This is a genomic window from Variovorax sp. KBS0712 (assembly GCF_006323185.2).
Lineage (GTDB): Bacteria > Pseudomonadota > Gammaproteobacteria > Burkholderiales > Burkholderiaceae_C > Variovorax > Variovorax boronicumulans.
On record NZ_VCCD02000005.1, the window covers coordinates 135,548 to 156,252 of the forward strand.

A 20,705-nucleotide genomic window follows, 5' to 3' on the forward strand; every position below is an offset into this window, starting at 1 on the left:
GCGCGCGCATTGCGCGCATCCGGTGCATTCAAAAAATCAACAAGAGCCAAACGGCTCAGGGAGTTCCAGCATGGCCGACATATCGCAAGCGGAGATGACGAAGAAGGAAAACGAACAGGAGATATTCGTCAAGCCGTTGGACCAGATCGACCCCGCGGAGCTTCCGGGCGCCAAGAAGGTTGTCAACGACTGGCTCAAGAGCATCAGCGGCGACTACGTCACGGTGGACCGAGTCATGGCGGTCGCCAGTGCCGTTCCCATTCTCGGCAACATCCTGGCCGCCATCGATGCCGTGTGCGACATCATCGTTCTTGTCCAGAACAAGACCTCCAGCAGCGTCGAGAAGGCGCTCAACTGGGTCAGCCTTGGCATCAACCTGATCGGAATCATTCCGTTCCCTCCGACCATGGCTGCGGCGCGCACCAGCCTGAGACCTGCACTGCATCTTGTGCGAAGCAAGTTGCGCACCGTCGGCCACGGCCTCGACGATGCCCTCGTCGCACTGCTTGTTGACCACCTCAATGCCACGCTGGCCGGTGAGATCGACAAGTTCGTGGACGAGGCCATCAAGAAGCTCGAGGGCATTCTGGACGAAGCCGCCACCATGGCGCATGACCTGATCTCCGGATTGGGCAGCGCATTGCGCAAGCTCGCATCGGGCAAGCCTTTCGATACCAGCGCACCGGCACCAGAAATTTCCTTGAAGCGCGATCCCAAGACCACCTACGAGAGCGGTGTCTGGGGAGCCATCAAAGGAATTGCCGACGATGTCGGAGAGGGGATCTCAGAGGGAGCCGGGTATGTCGGCGGGAAGGTCGCGCAAGGCGCCAAGGTTGCAAGCAATGCCGGCGTCGGCCTGGCCATGCGCAACACCGAAGCCGGTGGCAAGGCCTCCAAGCTGATGAACACCTATGCCGACTTGCTCGACGATCTGGCCAGAACGGCGAAGACGAAGATCAAGGCGTTGGGCGATGCGCGTGCCGACATGTCCATCGGTTGGCTTCTCAAGAGGCTCAAGGACGCTGTCTTGCGCTTTCGCGCCAAGGGCAAGGTGGGAGGCGCCACAGTCAACCCAACGACCACCGGAAAGCACGATCAGAAGAAGCCGGAAGGGGAACTGGATACAGGGGGCTCCGAGCGCACGAGGCGAATACAGGATGCCAATCGCTGCAAGGACTGTGAAACGGCCGCTCGAACGCCCGGCTCCATCAGCTTCGCAACCGGCAGCGAAACTTTCACCCATACCGATTTCACCTTGCCGGGCCACATGCCCATCGTCTGGAGTCGCACGTACCACTCGCGCCTGTCAGCTTACGACCCACTGGTGCAGCAATCCAGACAGGTCGGCACCAGCGCTTACCTTGGTGCCCGGTGGACCAGTCCCTACACCACCCGCATCGATCAGGCCGCAGATGGCACGCTGAGCTACTTCGCGGCCGATGGCCGCGAGCATCGCTTCCCCAAATTGGCCGAACCTGAAGATGGCAAGGCCGGCCAGACTCACCACAACGCCATTGAAGACCTCACCCTCGGGCGAGGCAATGCCGGCCTGCTCGTCCTGAGCCATGGGCGTGACTACGTCGAGACCTTCGAGCTCGCCCCCCAGTTCGGGCGCGAGGGCAAGGCGCGTACGCAAGGCAAGGCCGTGCATTACCGCCTGACAAGCCAGCGCACGCGCAACGGCCACACCACGACGTTGGCCTATCGCCATGAAGGCGGACAGCTCTCCGACATCGTCAGCGGCCAGACCCATGTCAGCACTGCCATCGACGAACTTGGCCGCATTCAAAGCCTGTGGCTCGTTCAGGACGGACAAGCCGTACGCCAACTCGCCGCCTATACCCATCAGGCGTTGGCCGATGGCAGCAGCGACCTCATCGCCGCCGAGGATGAGAACCAGCAACGCTGGCACTATGAATACCAGCCCGCCGGTGAGAAGGCCAGCACCCATCTCATCTGCAGGTACACCGACCGCACCGGCCGTGGCACCCACCTCCATTGGAAGCACGAAGACGGCTTCTCCATTGCGCTGACCGCCGACAACAGCGCCCAGGCCAAGGCGTATCGCGAACACGCCGACGACGGCAGCTTCGACACCACCATCGTCTGGAACAAGCACATTCGCCTGGCCACCGTCATCGACGCCCTTGGCGCGCAGACGCGCTACTACTTCGACTTTCTGGGCTACACCTACCGCATCATTCATCCAGAGGTGCGCGGCACGGACGGCCTGCTCTATGCGCACGAAGAGTGGTTCTTCCGAGATGCAAACAAGAACATCACCAAGCATCTGCACCCCGACGGCAGCCAGGACCGCTACACCTACGACGCGCACAGCAATCTCGTGAGCCACACCCGCGCCGATCACAGCACGGTGCACTTCGCTCACGATGGCATGGACAACCTCATCGGCATTCGCGATGCCGAGGGCCATGCGTGGAAGCGCACCTACGAAGGTGCCAACCTGATCGAGGAAATCGATCCACTGGGCCACAAGACCGCGTACGCCTACAACGACGATGGTCTGCCGGTGGAGATCACCGACGCCAAGGGTGGCAAGAAGCAGTTGGCGTATGACGACGCTGGTCAGCTCACCGCATACACCGACTGCTCAGGAAAGACGTCGAGTTGGACCTACGACGACCGGGGGCGCTTGGCGAAAGCGTCGAATGCGGCCGGAGAGACCACCCAGTACCGCTACGAGCGCGGCCAACTGGCACGCATCGTCAACCCCGATGGCACCCAGGAGCAGTTGGCGCACGATGCCGAAGGACGCTTGCTCTCGCACCGCGACGCGCTGCAGCGCGAGACACGCTACGAATACAACGCCGTCGGCCTCATCGCCCAGCGCCGGGATGCCAACCACCACACCGTTGACTATCAGTGGGATCGCCTGGGCCGTCTGGTAGCGCTGCGCAATGAGAACAGCCGCACCTACAGCTTCAGCTACGACCCGCTGGGCAAGCTACTGTCGGAAGTGCAGTTCGATGGCAGCAAGACCGTGTACGGCTACACCCCCGCCACGGGCGTGCTGCAACAGGTCGCCGAAGGCGATGCGGTCACCCAGTTCGATTTCGATCCCACGGGGCGCCTGACGAAACGCACGGCGGGGCTGTACAGCGAGCCCCAAAACCCCGAATCCCGCCCCGCCGGACGCACGCTGGATCCGAAGAGCATCCAAACCGACAGCTATGCCTACGACGGCAACGGGCAGCTCATCGATGCCCGCAACCCGCACATTCACTTGCAGTGGTTCCCTGATGCAGCCGGCAATGTGAGAACCGAGCACCATCACTACCTGATCAACGAAGAGGGCAAGCCGAGCAGCCAGCCGATGACGGCCGTCTGGCAGCATCGCTACGACGAACTGGGCAACCGCATCCAGACCACGCGCCCAGATGGGCACACCACCACCTGGTTGACCTATGGTTCGGGCCACGTGCACGGCCTGATGCTCGATGACATGGAGGCCTTACAGATCGAGCGGGACGACCTGCACCGCGAGGTCAAGAGAACTCAGGCCAACGAGGTAGCGCAGGAGCAGCACTACGACCCTGCAGGGCGCCTGAAGGCCCAGGTTCTCAGCCGCGTGGAGAAGCTGGGCCAGAGCCGAGGCAGCTCTTCGCCTTCTGCCCCAAACGCCAGCGCGCTCGGCATCCAGCGCAAGTACAGCTACGACCGCGCCGGCCAGCTCACCGACATCGGAGACAGCCGCCGCGGCAGCCTGAGCTACCGCTACGACCCTGTGGGCCGGCTGCTGCAGGCGCAAAGCCAACTGGGCACCGAGACCTTCGCCTTCGATCCGGCCAGCAACATCCTGGACCCGATGACACCGGTGGCCAAGGAAGCCGGGACGATCCACAACATCCCCGCCATCCTGAACAACCTGGTGAAGGACTACGCTGGCACGCACTTCGAATACGACAGTCGCGGCAACATGGTGCAGCGGCTGCACAACGGCCATCGCACGCACTTCAGGTGGGATGCATTCGGATGCCTGACCGAGGCGCGCACGCAGGACACGCGCACATCATTCCTGTACGACCCGCTGGGGCGGCGCATTGCCAAGCGCAGCGAGCCGATCGTCATCACCAGTTCGGTGGACGGCAGCCACTACCACGCAGCCGAGTACCGGCGTCAGGTGCATGAGCGTGGCCTGGGGATGGTGCTCTTCGGTTGGGATGGGGATCAGATGGCCTGGGAGACTGACTCAGCACGACATCGGACGGTGCACTACGTGTTCGAGCCCAACAGCTTCGTGCCGCTTTTGCAGGGCAGCTCCCAGGTCGATATGCGCCAGGCGATGCTGCAACGGCCGAAGGCGATGACGCCAAGCTATGTCGATGCGCAAGGCAACTACGACCTGGATCAGGACCCGCTGTACAACGGGATGTATGAGCCGGGGTTCGCCGAGAACGGAGATCCGCCAGCGCCACTGGAGAACATTCACTACTACCAGTGTGACCACCTGGGCACGCCGATGGAGTTGACCGATGAGGGCGGCAACATTGCTTGGGAGGCGAACTACAAGGCCTGGGGTGAGGCCTGGCTCACGATCAGCGAGACGGCCAAGAAGGCGGGGCTGAAGAATCCGATTCGGTTCCAGGGGCAGTATCTGGACGAGGAAACCGGGCTGCACTACAACCGGTATCGGTACTATGACCCCGCCAGCGGGCGGTTTGTGTCCAATGATCCGATCAAGTTAACTGGCGGGCTTAATCTTCAACAGTACGCACCAAATCCGTCAGAGTGGGTTGACCCTCTTGGATTGGCTGGGAACAGAGCGACTCGGCGTGCGGGAAAAATCTTACAGGACATGGATGCGCGGGGCGGAGGCCATACGCATGCACGGCATGGAGCACACACAACAATGCCTGAGCAGGAGCATCGGGCCATCACTGGTATTCCGCCCGACAATCCATGTCCGAGAAGAGCGCGCCCGACTGACTCCACTCGTTTCCTGAGCAACGTAAATCACTTGGATGCGATTCAGCGAGCAATGCAGAAGATGGCAGCCTCTGGGCGCGATGCAGTGACAGTCGACATGGGACGCGTGATCGGCGAGGGGTATCGAGCCGGCGGAGGTTGTCCTGTCACCACGAAAAGGGCCACTGTGGTCAGGGGGCCGAACGGGATCATCACTGGGTACCCTGAACTAGGGCAAGGGAGGCCCTGATTCATGCAAATTTTTCTCGACTACATCCATGAGATGTACTACTACTTGCTCTCCATGAGCGATGACGACCTCGATAATTTTTACATCAACGACGAGAGTTGCCGCGCCAAGCTGTTTGATGCAATGAAAACTGACTTCAATACCTATGGACCGGTCAGCAAACAAAGAGTTCTGGAGGCAATTGAGTTCATTCTTTCGTCTGGTGACGTCGAGCAGTTTTGGCGGGCCGTGGTCCCGCACGCGGTTCCGCTCGATGATGTCGAAGACAAACGCGGTTACTTGCTTTCGCTATACGAGTATTTGGCTGGGCGCGTGCCGCAGCCGAGAGACTTTGGTCCCGATGTGCAGTTGGTCAATGCCATTGGACCCGACGGCATAGACGTAAGGCTTTAGGATTGGCCGCGGGCTGGCCGCGCACGTCGCCGGTGCGAAAGTGCCACGCCTCCTCGAGCTGTGCGACGTTGGCCGGCGTGATCTGGTCGAGCGCGGAGCAGCGCTGGCCGAAACCCGTGCCGCTGTAGGCAGTCCAGTCGTCGGCTGCGTTGCTCGTTGCGTCGGGCAGCGGCGCGATGCCCCCAATGCGGCCGGGTTCGCGCGTCCACGAGAACACCGCGGCGACCCAAAAGGCCGCGAGCACGCCGCCGCGTGCGGCCAGCGGCCACCAGTCGAAGCCCACTTCCCACACCGACCAGACCAACATGACCCCCACCACCGTGCATAGACCAGCAGCCCGATGTCGCCACCGCGCTTCAGTAGCAACGCGGAAACGATGAGCCCGAGCCCCGCGACGAGGTAGTACCACGAGCCGTCGAGCGCGATGAGCCACGCACCCGCCATCGCGAGCGCCAAGCCAGCGAGGCCGAGCACCACGGCGGTGACAACCAGCAAGGTGGACGTCGACGAAGACCCGGCAAGCCGCGTGAACTCGGCGGAAGAATGCATCATGGCTGGAGCGCCCCTGGGACGGAACCCTTACCGTAGACCTACGCCCGCGCCGCGCGCGTAGGCCGAACGCTCAGACGACGGTGACAAGACCTTGTGCGGCGCGCGCGCGTCGCGTGCGGGCATCGGGCTGCAGCGGCCGCAGGTAGTCGTGCAGCGCCAACGCCGCCGCCCCCACCGCGGGCGCAAGCGCTTCGTATCGCGCCGTGCGCAGTTCCGGCGCAGGCATGCCGGCACGCTCCGCATGCCCCTTCACGCCTTCGAACGCGGCCTGCGCGAACTCCGGATGCTCGGCGCAGACCTTGCCCCCGAGCACGATCGCGCGCGGGTTGAAGGTGACCCACAGGTTCTGCAGCAGCACGCCGAAGAACGCAGCAGCGCGCGCCATGTCCGCGCCCTCGCGCGCCAGCACGCGCGAACCGAAGAAGGCCTCGGCGCAACCGCGCCGGCCGCACGAGCACAGCGGCCCGTCCAGCTGCAGGATGGTGTGGCCGATCTCGCCGGCCATGCCTTGCGCGCCGGTGAAGAGGCGGTCGTTCAGCACCACGCCCGCGCCCACGCCGACGTCGCTGTTGACGAAGATCAGCGGGTCTTCGCCCTCGCCCGCGGCGAACTCGTACTCGCCGAGCGCGGCGGCATCGGCGTCGTTCTGCAGCTGCACGGTCACGCCCGGCAGGCCCGCCGCGGCCAGCGCCTTTTCGAGCGCAGGCAGCAGGTTCACGTTGCGCCAGCCGAGGTTCGGCGCGAAGCGCACGACGCCCGTGCAGTCGTCCACCGCGCCGGGCACGCACACGCCGATGCTCGACAGGCGCAGGCCGCGCTGGTCGAGCTGCACGTGCGCCGCCGCCGCCATGCGCGCGAGCTGCGCGCACACGCGGGCTGGCGTGCCGTCGTCCAGCGGCTCGGCCTGCGCGTGCAGCACCTCGCCCTGCAGCGAGACGCACACGAGGCGCAGCGTTTCGACGGCGATCTCCACGCCCATCAGCGCGCGCACGCCGACGTTGATCCGCAGCGGCGTGGACGGCCGCCCGAGCCCGTCGGCCACGGCGGCGCCCGATTCGCTGAGCCAGCCTTCGTCGAGCAGCTCGCGCACCAGCAGGCTCACGGTCGACTTGGTGAGCCCGCTTTCGCTCGCGAGCCGCGCGCGCGACAAGCCCGGCTGCGCGCGCAGCAACCGCAGCAGCACGCTGCGGTTCAGGCGCTTGAGCAGCTGCTGGTCGCCGATGGTCTTCATGTCATGCCGCTGCGGTGGCCGCGGTTGCTGCGTGGTGCGCCTGTTCGCGTCCCTCGGGCCGCTTGCCGGCAATGATCATCCCGAGCACCTCGTCCTCGGTGACATCGGCCGTGCGGTAGGTGCCCACGAGCTTGCCGTTCTTCATCACCGCGAGCCGGTCGCTCAGTGAGAACACATCGGGCATGTCGTGCGTGATCAGGAAGATGCCAACGCCGTCGTCCTTCAGCTGCTTGACCAGGCGCCCGACCATCGCTGTCTCTTCGGGGCCGAGCGCGGCGCAGGGCTCGTCCATGATGAGGATGCGCGCGTTGAAGTACAGCGCGCGCGAGATCGCCACCACCTGCCGCTGCCCGCCCGACAGGCGCCGCACCGGGATGCGGATGTTGGTGAAGTTCTTGTTCAGGCGCTGGAACACCTTGCGCGCCTGCACTTCCATGAAGTGGTCGTCCAGCGTGTTCCACGCCGTCATCTTCTCGCGACCGAGAAAGAGGTTCGCCACCGAGTCGAGGTTGTCGGCCAGCGCGAGCGTCTGGTAGATGGTCTCGATGCCCTGCGCCTGCGCCTCGGCGGGCGTGCGGATGTGGACCTTCTCGCCGGCAATGAGCGTGTCGCCCGAATCGATCGGGTAGGCGCCCGCGAGCATCTTCATCAGCGTGGACTTGCCCGCGCCGTTGTGGCCCAGGAGCGCCACCACCTCGCCGGGGTAGAGGTTGATGCTCACGCCGTCCACGGCCTTCACGCCGCCGAAGGCCTTGCGGATCTCGCGCAGCTCGACGAGCGGTTTTGTCTTGTCGATGTCGGCCATGTCAGTTCTCCCCGAACTTGCGGCGGTACAGCACGTCGAAGACGACGGCCACGATCAGCACCTGGCCAATGATCACCATGCGCTTGCCGATGGGCACGTCGAGCAGCAGCATGCCGCTGTCCAGCGACTGCATGATCAGCGCGCCCAGCACCGAGCCGAAGATCGAGCCGCTGCCGCCCGCGAGCGCCGTGCCGCCGATGACGGCCGCTGCGATCACGTACAGCTCCATGCCCGTGCCCAGCGAGTTGGTGCCCGCGTTGAGCCGCGCGATCGACACGATGGCCGCCACCGTCACCAGCACCGCCAGCAGCGCGAACAGCATGAGCGTGACGCGCTGAACCGGAATGCCCACCAGCGCCGCCGCGTCGGGGTTGCCGCCCATCGCGAACACATAGCGCCCGAAGCGCGTGCGGTGCACGATGAACGACAGCACGATGGCCACCGCCGCCCAGATCAGCACCGGAATCGGAATGCCCTGCGGCTCGCTCTTGGACGAGATCTGGTAACTGTTCATCACCCAGGCGAAGCCGACCACCACCGCCACCGGCACCGCCGTGAGCAGCACGTCGAGCCACAGCGCCTCGGTCGGCATGTCGTAGCGCTGGCGCGCGCGGCGCTTTTGCACCATGCGCCCGAACAGCACCAGCGCCACCAGCCCCGCGAGCACCCAACTGGCCGTGACGCCGATGCCGCCGTCGTAGCCGCCGCCCAGGCGCTGGAAGAACTCGTCGTTCACCGGCTGCGTCTTGCCGTCGGCCACCAGGAAGGCCGCGCCGCGAAACGACATCAGCCCGCCCAGCGTGACCACGAACGAGGGCACGCCCAGCACCGCCGTGAGCCAGCCCTGGTAGATCGAGACCAGCAGCGCCACCGCGAGCCCTGCGAGGCAGGCCGTGGGCCACGACCAGCCCGAGGTGTACTGCAGGTAGGCGATGAGCACGCCGACGAAGCCCATCACCGAACCCACCGACAGGTCGATGTGGCGCGCCACGATGATCAGCACCATCACCGTGGAGACGATGCCGACCACCGCCGTCTGCTGCGCGACGTTGTAGAGGTTCTCGGGCGAGAGGAACACGCCGCCCGACATGATGCTGAACGCCACCGCCATCACGGCCAGCAGCACGCACATCAGGAGCAGGCGCAGGTCGATGCCGGTGCGGCGCCACCAGCCGGGTGTTGGATCGCTCATTTTTTTCAAGCCCCCTCAGGACGGACTACAGGTGCGCAACCGCCCACCGGCAGGCCCTTGCGGGTCGGCCGGAAGCGATGTTGCGAAGAGATGGAACGGCGCGCTCAGCGGGAAGCCGAACGCGCCGTTGGTTGCGGCGTTACTTGCAGGCCGCGGGCGCGTTCGCACCCGAGACGCCCTTGCAGAGTTCGTCCTTCTTGATCCAGCCGGCCTTGACGATCACGTCGAGGTTGTCGCGCGTGATCGGCACCGGCGTCAGCAGGCGCGAGGACAGCGAGAGCTTCTTGGCGCCGCCGGCCCAGGGCGCGGCCTTGTCGACCGGCTTGCCGGCCGCCAGCGAGACCGCCGCCGTGGCGGCTTCGCGGCCGAGCTCGCGCGAGTCCTTCCAGATCGTCGCGGTCTGCGTGCCCAGCGCCACGCGGTTCAGCGCGGCAAAGTCGGCGTCCTGGCCCGACACCGGAATGCCGCGCAGGCCCTTGGCCGTGAGCGCAGCGACCGCGCCGCCGGCGGTGCCGTCGTTGGCCGCCACCACCGCGTCGACCTTGTTGCCGTTCTTGGTGAGGATCTGCTCCATGTTCTTCTGCGCGACCTCGGGCTTCCAGCCTTCGGTGTACTCGTCGCCGACGATCTTGATGTCGCCCTTCTTGATCGCAGCGTCCAGCACCTCCTGCTGGCCGGCGCGAAGGAAGTCAGCGTTCGGGTCGCTCGGCGAGCCCTTGATGATCACGTAGTTGCCCTTGGGCTTGACCTTGAGCACCTCGCGCGCCTCCATGCGCCCGACCTCGACGTTGTCGAAGGTGATGTAGAACACGCCCGGCGCCTCGATCAGCCGGTCGTACGCCACCACCGGCACCTTCTGCCGCGTGGCCTTCGTGACGGCGGGCAGGATCGCGTCCTTGTCCATCGCCAGCACGATGAGCGCCTTCGCGCCCTTGGACATCAGGCCCTCGATGTCGCCCAGCTGCTTCTCGGGCGAGCCGCCCGCGTCGGCGCTGATGTACTTCGCGCCGAGCTTCTCGAGCTGCGCCTTGATCGCGGCCTCGTCGGTCTTCCAGCGTTCTTCCTGGAAGTTGGACCAGCTCACGCCGACCACGGTCTGCGCCATCGCGCCCACGGCCGTGAGACCGAACGCCAGGGCGGCCAGGGTGTGTTTCGTTGTCAGTTGCATCGGTGTCTCTCCTCAGAACGGTGTGCCGGGGTAGTTAGTTTGAGTGGCGAACTAACTATCCCATCGGCGGGGGGTTCCGGGCACCCGGGAATTCCCCGAGACGTGGGCGAAGGCACGGATGGGTGATGGGTTGGCAGTACGAAGAAGGATTGCCTGGAGATGCTGGGAACTCGTGAGCGGGCATGAAAAAGGCCCCCGAAGGGGCCTGGTGTGTGATTGCGCTTTTTCGCGCTGGGCCTGCGGCCAGGGTTACTTCCTTACGCCGTCAGTGCCACCACTTCCGCATCCGTGAGCTTCTGCGGCTGGTAGCGCACCGCGCGGACATGGAAAAAGGGTTGATTGCTGCCGCCGTAGGACAGGTTTCCAACGCCAAGGTTGGCGAACGGCGGGACCGTTGGCAGGGCAGCCTTGAGGAGTTGGCCGTTGCACGCGAACCGAAGGCCATCGGCGCCATAGCTGAGGGCGACCTTGACCGGGCCCCCAACAGGTGTTCCCTGGAGTCCGACCGAGACCGTATTCGGCCCGGACGGACCGTTGACAGCCGAGTAGGCGTAGGCGAGCGCCGATGCAGTGAACCCGATGCCTACGCGATTTCCGACCGCTGTGCCAATCTCGACAAGATTCCTTGCCGTTGTGTCTCCCTCTTTCGGCCGTCCAAACTCCATGAAGATGGTGCCTTCAGCGGCATTGCACCAGCCCTTCTTTGCGTCGACGAGGACGAGATCACCTGCTCTCGTGGTTGCCCCGGAGGTAGCGGCGTCTGCCTGTCGGGTTGTCGTTGCTGAAGTGGCGCCGTCAGCGAGACGCGTCACTGCCGCCGTCGTTGTCGGGATGTAGCTCGACGCGGACGACGCCTGTTCCAGCTGCAAGCCCGTGAACTTGAAAGTGCGGGCGCTGTTGGTGCCGTACTTCCAGATACCCGACACAGTGCTGGGAACGGATGCATCGGTGGTCCGCGTGCCGGTGACACGGTACACGCCGCCGCCGACATGGGTCATGGTGCAGGCAAAGGCGGAAATTGCCGAGTTCGCGATGACGAGTGCGAAGTCCGCCGCCCCGCCGGACGCCGGCATGCTGGGCGCTCCGCCGTCATCCATCTTCACGAAACAGGAAATCACGTAGGTGGTCGACGGCGCAAGAACAGGCGACTTGGCGGCATAGAACGCGAACGTGCCGGCCGGCGGCGGCGCAGGGAATGCGATGCCTGTCGCGAACCCCAGCTCGCTCCAGGACGCCGCCGCGCATCCGATCCTGACGGACGCATCCGCAAGTCCATTGCGAAACTCGCTCTCAGCCAGCAGATTCGTACTGGACACCTCTTGCATGAGCCAAGGTGCGATGGTCAGGTCGGCGGGGTTGTAAGTCATCCGCGCGGCGCCCGCCGCAGCGGTCTTCATCACACCCGTAGAGTCGAAGTAGGTGCCGATGGATGCGCGGCTGGTGAAGGTCTCGGTGCTCGGGATGTAGCTGGTGGCGAACGCACCGGCTTCGAGCTGGGCACCCCAGGCCAGGCAGGCCCCGTTGTCCGCTCGCGGTCCAGAAACCACTGCGTAGACCGTCAGAACATCGCCCACCGCGATGGCGATCCTCGACGTGTAGATACAGCGAAACCACCCGTTGCCCGCATCACGCATCTCCCAACCCGCCCCCGAGATCAACGGATTCGCACCGTGCAGGATCACGCCTGCGCCGATGTCGTTCGTCGCAGTTGTAGTGTTGCGCAGCAACAGGTCCACGTTGGCAGTCCTCGACACGTTCTTCAGATAGATCGAGTACGTCATCACGGTCGCTGTCGCGACGGCGCTCTGCGTGTTGGGTGTGGTGGACGTCCCCGAAAACTCAACTGCTCGAAGCGTGCCATCGGGCGCCAACCTTCCCGTGACGCGTGACATCCCGCCGCCCGTCCAAGGCGACAGGTGCATGTCGCCACTCTTGAGCAGAATGTTCGTGCGCTGTTCCTCCACCATCAGCAAGGGCGGCAGCGTCAGGTTCGACGGCTCGTAGCTATTGCGCGCCACGCCCGCGCCTGCATAGCGCATGACACCATCGGCGTCGTAGTAGCTTCCAATGGACGCGCGCCCGGAGAGGGCCTCGACGTTGCAGATATAGGAGCTGGGGAATCGCCCCTCCTCGAGTTGCGCGCCCCAAATGTAGAGACCGTCGACGCCGTTGCCCACGCTCCCCGACGCAGTGCCGGGATAAATCGCCGCGACCAGCGTTGCGGATGCATCCGTCGTGAAGACAATCTCGACCCTGCGCCACCCGTTGCCAACATCGACCACCCTCTTGGACACGTCCACAAAGCCGCCGGAGGCGGCGCCTGACACAACCATCGTGGACAGATTGAAGGGAATGCTGACGCAGTCGACGCCTGCTGCACCTCGGGCATAGATCCACCCGTTGAGCGCGCCAGCAGGCTTCGCGTAGAACGAGTACGCATAGGTGGTCGCGGTCGCAGCTTTCGCGATGCTCTGGGAGATGTGGCCGTTGCCGGCGTTGTTCGTACTGTTCAAGATCAGCTTGCACGCATCCCATCGCCCATTGGGAGCGATGGCAGCGTCCGGGACCGGCGTAGCGCCCGATCGGGTCCATGCCGAAGACCTATCGAATCGCGACGAGAAGGAAAGCAGATTCGTTCGCGTGCTCTCGATGAGTAGCCCTTTGGCGACCTTGGTGAGGGGGTCGTGGTCGAAACGCGGCACGGGGCCCGGCGGCTTCGGTTGAATCCAGCCCTGTGCATTGACGAAGGTACCTTGTGCTGCCCCTGCGAAGGTGAACAGTTCGGCGAATGTTTTTTCAGTGAGCGTGGTGGTCATTGCGTTTCGATGCTGTTGTGGGTGAGGGGCCAGAGGGTCGCTAGGTCGTAGGCGTCGATCTCAGCCTCGGTGAGGTCTTTCATGGCGTCGTGGTGCGCGCGCTCGGCGCTGAAACAAGCTTGCACGTGCAGGGCGATAGCTCGGGCGACCTCTCGCACCTCTTCGAGTGTCAGATGCCCCCACCCGTTGGCCGCCTTGAAGTCGACCGCGGCGATGCCAGCAGCCTCAGCGGTCAGGATCAGCGCCGCGATGTTGTCTCGGTCGGCCCGACCGGTGAGCACGCGCATGCCATTGGGCATGGTGATGCCGCCCGTCTCGGCCTCCCAGCGCCGCTGTGCGACCAAGGCGCGCATCGCGTCCTTGCGCTGCTCCAGGGTGCGGGGGTCGACCCACGTGTCGGCCACGAAGTCGAACACGTGTGCCTCGCTTGGCCGCTGGGGGTATGGCACGACAACGCCGTCGCACACGTACCCTGTCTGATGACTGCTGACCCGCACGTAGGCCAGGCCGCTCATCTGAGCCACGTATTCGACGCGCGACTCATCGACCGTGGTGGTCATCTGGATCTCGCCAGAAGTCGGCCTTCCGGCGGTCGGCTTGTAGAGCGCAAGGGTTGCGAGGACCGGCAGGCCGTCGGCGACGGGGGGCATGGTTTCTTGAGTGGATGTCATGGCTTTATCTACGTGTGGCAAGGATCAACAGCGAACGCCGCGTGAACACTGTGCGGAAGTCGGAGCTAGTGCCTGCAAAAGCTGCCTCGTAGTTGGCGGGACCGTCGCCAGAGGGAATGTCTACGACCGCTGTTCCCAAGACGGTCTCCGCGAAAACTTGCACGCCATTGCGACGGATGATCACGCGAGCCGGACCGCCTCCGCCAACGGCCACCGAAACGATGGCCGTGACCCGCGTGCCGCGCGAGTCATGTGCCCACACCCACACGCCCCCGATGTAGCCGTCACCAGCCACACCGCTGACCTCGTTGTCCGCCCAGCCCATCCGGTTCACGGTGACCGCATCGCCGCGAATCTGCAGTGTGTCGATCACGTTGACTTGACTGATCGTCAGGCCGCCCGGGTCGAGATTGAAACCTGGCCCCCACATGCGGAAGTCCGTGGTGTTGGTCGGCCCGTCGTAGCGCATCTTCAGGCCGGCCCCGCCCATCTGCATATCGATAAACACCCCGTTGGTCGGGTGATTTGCCAAGATCCATCCCCAGTTGCCGTCCAGCCACTTTGCGGGGCTGCTGCGAATGAAGCCCCAGTCGTTGCCGACAAGGTCACTCCTCATCGTCATTTGGCCACCCTCGATGACTTTCAGTCTCGAGATATTGGCGGCCAAGTTGGTGACGTTGATCTCTCGGGCCGTGAGTGTGCCCGCCTTGATCTTGTCGCCAGTGATCTCGTCACCCTTGATGTGGGTGCCCCGGATCTGCTCGGCATCGATCATGCGGGTCTTGATCGCACCATCAACGAACAGGTTGCCATTGATCCCGACCGAAGGCGTACCACCGATGCTGCCGACGATGAAAGGGAACGTCGGCACGCCGCCCGGGCCGTCCTGCGCGATGGCGAACTTGTCGACCAGCACGACCAGCTCAGACTTCGTGCCGTCGTTGTTGAGGATCATGCCCGCGACCTTCTTGTCCGCGTTGACGTTCAGGCGCCATTGCGACTTGACGGTGCCATCTAGTGTTGCGATGGCAGAGGCGTTGGTCGAGATCGACGAGGTATGGCCGTTCACCGTCGCAGTCAACGAAGTCATCGCGTTGGCCTGGGCCGTGATCGAGCCCTCGGCGCTTGTGACTCGCGTGGTCAGCGCATTGACCGCGCTGGCATCCGCCTTCGTGGTCTCCGCCTTGGTGATCCGCAGGCTGTCCGTGACATCCTCGAAGCGGAACCCCTGGATCTCCGAGTAGCCCGTCGTGCCGCCCGTGTGGTTCAGGGCAAAACCGGGGCTGACCGAGGTGTCGCCGAAGGCGCTGCCGAGCAGGTCCAGTGAGATCCGGGTCCAGACGTTGTTGGGCAGGCTGCCGAGTGAGATACCGCTGTTGCCATAGTTGCCCAACGTATTGCGCCACCAGGTCCAGTAGTGCGTACCATTGGCATCCACGCGTCGAACCCATGCCGTGAGGCGATAGGTGCGCACCGGGTCGATCACCACCTTGCTCTTCGAGTAGTTCCAGAAGCTCGCGCCCCCCACAGGCGACCGGCACACCGTCGTGGCGACCTTGCCGGTCGTGGTCGTGACGAAGAACGTCGACAGGTTGGTGCCGTAGTGGCTGCGCCATGCCGTCGCATTCGCCAGGCTCTCGTCCGCCGTCAGGCTGGCCTGCGAGTCGGCACGTCCCAACTCCAGCCCGCTGTTGATGCTGGTGATCGCATCGCCCTGCGACGTGATCAGGCCCTCCGCATTCGTGACGCGCGTCGTCAATGCGGTCAGGGCCGTGTTGCTGGCCTTGCTCGGCAGGCCGTTCGTCGTGTGGTTGACGGTGGCCGACAGCGCCGTGATCGCGTTGGCGTTCGCCGTGTCCGCGGTGACGCGGGCACTCTGCTCCGCCGTCACGGCCGCAGCGGCATCCGCCTTGTTCGTGTTGACGACCGCTTCGAGCGCTTGCCGTGCAGACACCTCGGCCGCATCCGCCGTGATGCGCGCCTGGCGCTCCTCGTAGATCAAGCCGCTGGCGAGCGTGGGGCCCGTCGGCTTCTCCCAGACTTCGAAGGCATTGCGCACGAAGTCGTTGACCAGCGACGCACCGATCACCGTGTCCAGGCTGCCCGAGGTATCGGGAACGCCCGTGAGCGCCACGGACAAGCCCTGCCGCTGGATCGCCTCTGCGCTGTCCGCCTGCGCCCGTGCCACCGCCTCGGCCTGCAGCGCTGCGGAGCCGGCCGTGGCATTGCCCGTGACCGTCGCCTGCAAGGCGGTGATCGCATTGGCATTGGCCGTGTCGGCGGTGGCGCGCACGCTCTGCTCGGTCACCAGCGCGGCATCGGCGCTGGTCTTGTTGCTCGCGACCGTGGCCGCCAGCGCCGTGCGGGCCGTGATCTCCGCGTTGTCGGCGGCGATGCGTGCCTGGCGCTCGCTGTAGACCAGGCCCGAGCTGACAGCCCCCACGTCCGTGCCGGTGTAGGCACCGCGCACCTGCGTGGCCAACGATTCGCGCGCCGTGACTTCCGCCGTGTCCGCCGTGGCCCGCGCGCTCTGTTCGGCGTTGATCGCGGCATTGACGGTGGCCAAGTTTCCGGCCACGGTCGCGGCCAGTGCCTGGCGGGCCGTGACCTCGGCGGCATCGGCGTTGGCGCGTGCCGTCTGCTCCGCCACGAGCGCGGCATCCGCGCTCGTCTTGTTGCTGGTCACCGTGGCTGCCAGCTGTTGCCGGGCCGTGACCTCGGCGCTGTCCGCGCTCACCCGTGCATCGCGCTCCGATGCCAGGAGGCCCGAGCTCAGTGCGCCGATGTCGTTGCCGTTGTAGGCGCCGCGCAGTTGCGTTGCGAGGTTCTCGCGCGCCGAGACTTCCGCGGCGTCCGCACTCGCACGCGCAGCGATCTCGCTCTGCAGCGCGGCGTTCGAAGCACCCGGCGACGGACGTCCGATGGCGACCCAGTCGATCTCGAAGTACGCCGTGGCAGTCTGCGCCGCCGACAGCTCGATCCGGAGCTGATCGATGGTCACATCCCAGCCGGGGCTGACCGTGACCATGCCGATGCCTGCGCCGTCGTAGGTCGGCTCCGTCATCGTCACACGCCGCGACGCATCGAAGCCGCTGTCGCTCGCTGCGCGCCAGGACAGCGCGCCGTCCCATGCGGGCGCACCGACCTTGCGCACACGCATGCGGATCTGGCCGTAGGTCGAACCGTTCGCGGCAATGCCCACAGGCGACACGATGAAGGGATCGGTCGCATGGTTGGCGGGGCGGATCCACCCCGCTGCCACCGAGGGCGTGCCGTTGCCCGTCCAGGCCTCCAGGCCGGAATCGAAGTACCAGATCTTTGCGTAGTCGAACTGCTCGCCCACGCCTGCCGAGATCAACGTGATCTGCTGCGCCAGGGCTTCGTCGCTCGTGGCGCGCGCACTGCGCTCCTGGTAGATCAGGCCACTGACCACCTGCGACAGGTCCGACCCGCCGTAGCCACCGGTGAGCTGCGCCTGCAGCGTCTCGCGCGCGCTGACTTCGGCGGCGTCAGCCGCCACTCGGGCCTGGCGCTCTTCGGCGATCAGGCCGCTGCCCACCTGCCCCAGCGCCGGCGCCTGCCAGACGCCGTAGCTCTGCTCGGCAAACCCGATGTCCAGCGACGCGCCATCCACGTAGGCCAAGGTGGCGGCGAGGTCCGTCGCGCCGACCAGCGCGACCGTGAGCGACTCGCGGCTGCGGGCCTCGGCCGCGTCCGCGGCACTGCGCGCCGAGGCTTCGTTGCCAATGGCGGCAGTCAGCGATGCGTCGGCAGCCTGCAGCTGCGTGGCCAGTTGCTGGCGTGCCGATGCTTCCGCTGCATCGGCGCTGGCGCGCGTCGTGGCCTCGGTCTGCAGTGCCGCCTGCGCGGTGCTCAACGATGCGTTCAGCGTCGTGAGGCGTGACGACAGCGACTCGTCCGCGGTCTGCCGCGCCGTGGCCTCGTCCGCGATCGCGGCGCTGCGGGCATTGGTTTCGGCAAGCAGCGCCGCCGCCCGCGCGCTCTGTTCGGCGGTGATCGCCGTGGCGCGGGTGCTGGCCTCGGCCGTCACTGCCGCCTTCCGGTCGGCCACCTCCTGTGAGACGGCCGCCACACGTGCCGTGATCTCGGCCTGGTCGGCCGCAGCGCGGGTGGTGGCTTCGGCGGTGAGCGCATTCGTCACCTGCGTGACCTGCTGCGTTCGCTGCTGGGCCTCGGACACCAACGCCGCCGAGCGCGCGGCCGTTTCTGCCGCAAGGGCAGCCGCTCGCGCAGCCGCTTCGGCGCTCAGGGCCTGCGCGCGATCCTGCGTTTCCTTCGTCAGCGCCTGGCCCTGCGCCTGGTCGACGGCCTTGAGTTCGTCGACGGCCTCGTTCAGGCCCTTTTCGAGTTCTTCCAGCGCTTCGTCGATGCCGGGCAGCACCGTGAGTTGCACATACGCGGCCGCACTGCCGTTGCCGCCGGCATCGACGGCGCGCACCCAGTAGCGCCAGCTGCCCGTGGCTTCGGTGCGAACGAAGGTCCGCTCAGCCGTGCGTCCGATCTCTTCGGAAGTCTCGAGCGTGGCGCCCCGGCGCAGCTCGTAGTACGCGATCGGCTGCATGGTCTTGCAGTCCTGCCAGGCCAGGTCGATCTCGTTGCGCCAGACAGTGCCGTTCACGATCGGCTGCGCGGGCGCCGCGATGTCGATGGACGCGGAGACCGGCACCGACCATTGGTTGGCCGTGCTGCCGTGCGAAGCCCAGACACGCTGGGTGCCGGCGCGCAGCCATCCGAGGTTGGCCGCCACGCCCTTGGCGGAGAACACCTCGTCGGCCAGCTCCCAGCTGGCGCCGATGCGCACGCGGGTCGTGCTCCAGTCGAGCAGGTCGAGCCCGATCGGCTGACCCCAGGTGGCGACGATGCCGGCGTCGGTCACGTCGAGTGTGAGCCCCGCCACGTCGCCAGGCACGCCGCCCTTGCCGACCAGCGTGTGCTCGGCCGTGGCCCACGGGCTCGATGCGTAGGGCGTTCGAAAGCGCGCACGCACCTGGTAGAGGCTGCGCACCGACAGTCCCAGCAGGAAGGTCTCGGTGGCATCGCCCGGCAGTTGCGACGAGTGCCAGTCGCTCACCGGTGCCAGCGAGCGCCATTGCACCTCGACCGCGCCGCTCTTCAGGATGTTGAGCTCGTTCGATTTCGCCCACGAGACGCGGGCGCGCGCCACCATGCCGCCGTCCTGCAGCGACATCTGCGACGGGCCGCTTTCCACCTTGAAGTCGAACGGTGCCTGCGGTTGCAGGAACGGGCTCGGCAGGTTGGTGTTCGGCGCCGCGTCGGCCAGCACCTCGTCGGCCAGGTCGTAGTAGGCCGGCACGTCCTCGATCACGAGCAGCGACAGCGGTGCGTTGCGCGCGTAGGTCCAGTCGGTGACGCGGAAGGTCTTGTTGGTGAAGCCGTACAGCGCGCTCGAGAGCACGATGCGGTCGCCGGGCTGCAGATGCCAGGCCAGCATCTTCGGATGGATGCGCAGCACGAAGCCGCCGCGGCTCTGCTCGACCACCACGCGGGCGATCTGGTGGCAGCGCACATGCGAGGTCGTGAAGGCCAGCGCCATGTCGGTGAACTTGTCCTTGGCGTCGAGCGCACGGAAGGCCTGGTTCTGGTAGGGCGTGAAGTCTTCGCTCACCCCGTTGCGCGCCGCGTTGACATAGGTGCCGCGCATGCCATTGAAGCGGCTCGCGCCAGGGTTGGCGGTTTGCATCACGGCCGTGGGCGCCAGCATGTCCTCGTCAGTGAGGTTGAGCACCGGTGTCGACCAGGCACCGGCCTGGATGCGCCAGACACCACCCGATTCGAGGCTGAAGCCCGCCATCGAATCCTCGAGCTGTTGCCGTGTCGACTCGCGGTCCTGGTCCGAACGGAACATGCCGTCGCAGACATACCGTGCCTTGGAGCCACCGTGGTTGACGGCATCGACGGCACTGTAGACCTCCTGGTCGCAGGCATTGGCCGCTGCAATCAGCGCGTTTTCGTCGATCTGATCGGCAGCTGCGAGGTAGCCGGTCTCCGAGCGAAGGAAGTCGGCCAGGCACAGCGCCGGGTTGCGCGAGTAGGCGGTCTGGCCGGTGCGGGGGTCGTAGACCTTCTTGCCGCGCAGCCTGGCCGTGATCTCGGGAAGGCCGCCCTGGAAGCGCTCGAACAGCATGTTGAGCGTCACCACGGCATAGGTGCAGCCGCTCAGCTTGTGCTGCTCCGTCCAGAGATTGGCGCCTGGAAGGGTCTGGTCGACATTCCAGCGAAGGAACGCATCGGCTGTGTCCACGCCGCCAGGCGACGTGTGGAACTGCACGTTCACTGCCGGGCCTTCCGAAGGCCAGCCCGTGAACAGCGGTGGCATCTGGAATTCCGAGCCGTCGGTCCAACCGAACTCATTGGGCCGCCCCACCGATGTGCCGTCGATGAAGATCTCGTCGATCGCCTCGCATTCGTGCGAGGCGAAGACCATCACGATGTGCTTGAACTGAGCCATCGGCCCGCTGTCGAGCACCGCAACGATGGATCCGCCGACACGTGCGGGCGCGCCGTAGACCGTGGCCCAAGGCGCTTCGGAACTGACCAGCGTGGCCGTACGGTCACGCAGGTTGGCCACGTCTTCCGCGAACTTGCGGGCAGCGGCTTGTCGCGCCTTCTTCTTGGCCTGCGAGGACGCGTAGGCATTGCTGACCATGGAAATCGCGGTG

10 protein-coding genes are annotated in these 20,705 nt (G+C 65.6%); 2 read left to right on the top strand and 8 right to left on the bottom strand.

The features are described 5' to 3' along the window. The first annotated feature begins 70 nt into the window (after nucleotides 1-70). The gene (locus tag FFI97_RS31325; protein ID WP_185993761.1) at nucleotides 71-5,176 is read left to right on the top strand and encodes an RHS repeat-associated core domain-containing protein; all 5,106 of its coding nucleotides are present in this window, start codon (nucleotides 71-73) and stop codon (nucleotides 5,174-5,176) included. 3 nt (nucleotides 5,177-5,179) lie between these two features. Further along, complete coding sequence (locus tag FFI97_RS31330; protein WP_139700570.1) at nucleotides 5,180-5,569, top strand: hypothetical protein; 390 nt, start codon at nucleotides 5,180-5,182, stop codon at nucleotides 5,567-5,569. Here FFI97_RS31330 and FFI97_RS34205 read toward each other — a convergent pair. From FFI97_RS34205 to FFI97_RS31370, 8 genes are all read right to left on the bottom strand, one after another. Continuing rightward, the gene (locus FFI97_RS34205) at nucleotides 5,529-5,876 is read right to left on the bottom strand and encodes a hypothetical protein (RefSeq protein WP_260685234.1); all 348 of its coding nucleotides are present in this window, start codon (nucleotides 5,874-5,876) and stop codon (nucleotides 5,529-5,531) included. The genes FFI97_RS31330 and FFI97_RS34205 overlap by 41 nt on opposite strands. A gap of 315 nt (nucleotides 5,877-6,191) precedes the next feature. Then, complete coding sequence (locus FFI97_RS31340) at nucleotides 6,192-7,352, bottom strand: ROK family transcriptional regulator (protein ID WP_139700572.1); 1,161 nt, start codon at nucleotides 7,350-7,352, stop codon at nucleotides 6,192-6,194. A 1-nt stretch (nucleotide 7,353) separates the two neighbouring features. Next, nucleotides 7,354-8,157, bottom strand: coding sequence for an ATP-binding cassette domain-containing protein (locus FFI97_RS31345; protein WP_095747145.1), 804 nt, complete (start codon nucleotides 8,155-8,157; stop codon nucleotides 7,354-7,356). A gap of 1 nt (nucleotide 8,158) precedes the next feature. After that, complete coding sequence (locus FFI97_RS31350) at nucleotides 8,159-9,349, bottom strand: sugar ABC transporter permease (protein ID WP_095747146.1); 1,191 nt, start codon at nucleotides 9,347-9,349, stop codon at nucleotides 8,159-8,161. A 139-nt stretch (nucleotides 9,350-9,488) separates the two neighbouring features. Further along, entirely contained in the window at nucleotides 9,489-10,511 is a 1,023-nt protein-coding gene (gene xylF, locus FFI97_RS31355) for a D-xylose ABC transporter substrate-binding protein (RefSeq protein WP_409574661.1), read from the bottom strand. A gap of 263 nt (nucleotides 10,512-10,774) precedes the next feature. After that, the gene (locus tag FFI97_RS31360) at nucleotides 10,775-13,333 is read right to left on the bottom strand and encodes a hypothetical protein (RefSeq protein WP_139700573.1); all 2,559 of its coding nucleotides are present in this window, start codon (nucleotides 13,331-13,333) and stop codon (nucleotides 10,775-10,777) included. After that, on the bottom strand, nucleotides 13,330-13,983 hold the full coding sequence (locus tag FFI97_RS31365) for a DUF4376 domain-containing protein (protein ID WP_221937728.1): 654 nt from the start codon (nucleotides 13,981-13,983) through the stop codon (nucleotides 13,330-13,332). Before FFI97_RS31365 ends, FFI97_RS31360 begins: the two co-directional genes overlap by 4 nt. 25 nt (nucleotides 13,984-14,008) lie before the next feature. After that, nucleotides 14,009-20,692 (bottom strand): hypothetical protein, encoded by a 6,684-nt coding sequence (locus tag FFI97_RS31370; protein WP_139700577.1) that lies wholly within the window; start codon nucleotides 20,690-20,692, stop codon nucleotides 14,009-14,011. Nucleotides 20,693-20,705 lie beyond the last annotated feature (13 nt).

Coding starts and splice junctions, on each gene's coding strand:
- FFI97_RS31360 (WP_139700573.1), bottom strand. CDS start 13,333: ATGACCACCACGCTCACTGAAAAAACATTCGCCGAACTGTTCACCTTC.
- FFI97_RS31370 (WP_139700577.1), bottom strand. CDS start 20,692: ATGGTCAGCAATGCCTACGCGTCCTCGCAGGCCAAGAAGAAGGCGCGA.
- FFI97_RS34205 (WP_260685234.1), bottom strand. CDS start 5,876: ATGTTGGTCTGGTCGGTGTGGGAAGTGGGCTTCGACTGGTGGCCGCTG.
- FFI97_RS31325 (WP_185993761.1), top strand. CDS start 71: ATGGCCGACATATCGCAAGCGGAGATGACGAAGAAGGAAAACGAACAG.
- FFI97_RS31340 (WP_139700572.1), bottom strand. CDS start 7,352: ATGAAGACCATCGGCGACCAGCAGCTGCTCAAGCGCCTGAACCGCAGC.
- FFI97_RS31365 (WP_221937728.1), bottom strand. CDS start 13,983: ATGCCCCCCGTCGCCGACGGCCTGCCGGTCCTCGCAACCCTTGCGCTC.
- FFI97_RS31350 (WP_095747146.1), bottom strand. CDS start 9,349: ATGAGCGATCCAACACCCGGCTGGTGGCGCCGCACCGGCATCGACCTG.
- FFI97_RS31345 (WP_095747145.1), bottom strand. CDS start 8,157: ATGGCCGACATCGACAAGACAAAACCGCTCGTCGAGCTGCGCGAGATC.
- FFI97_RS31330 (WP_139700570.1), top strand. CDS start 5,180: ATGCAAATTTTTCTCGACTACATCCATGAGATGTACTACTACTTGCTC.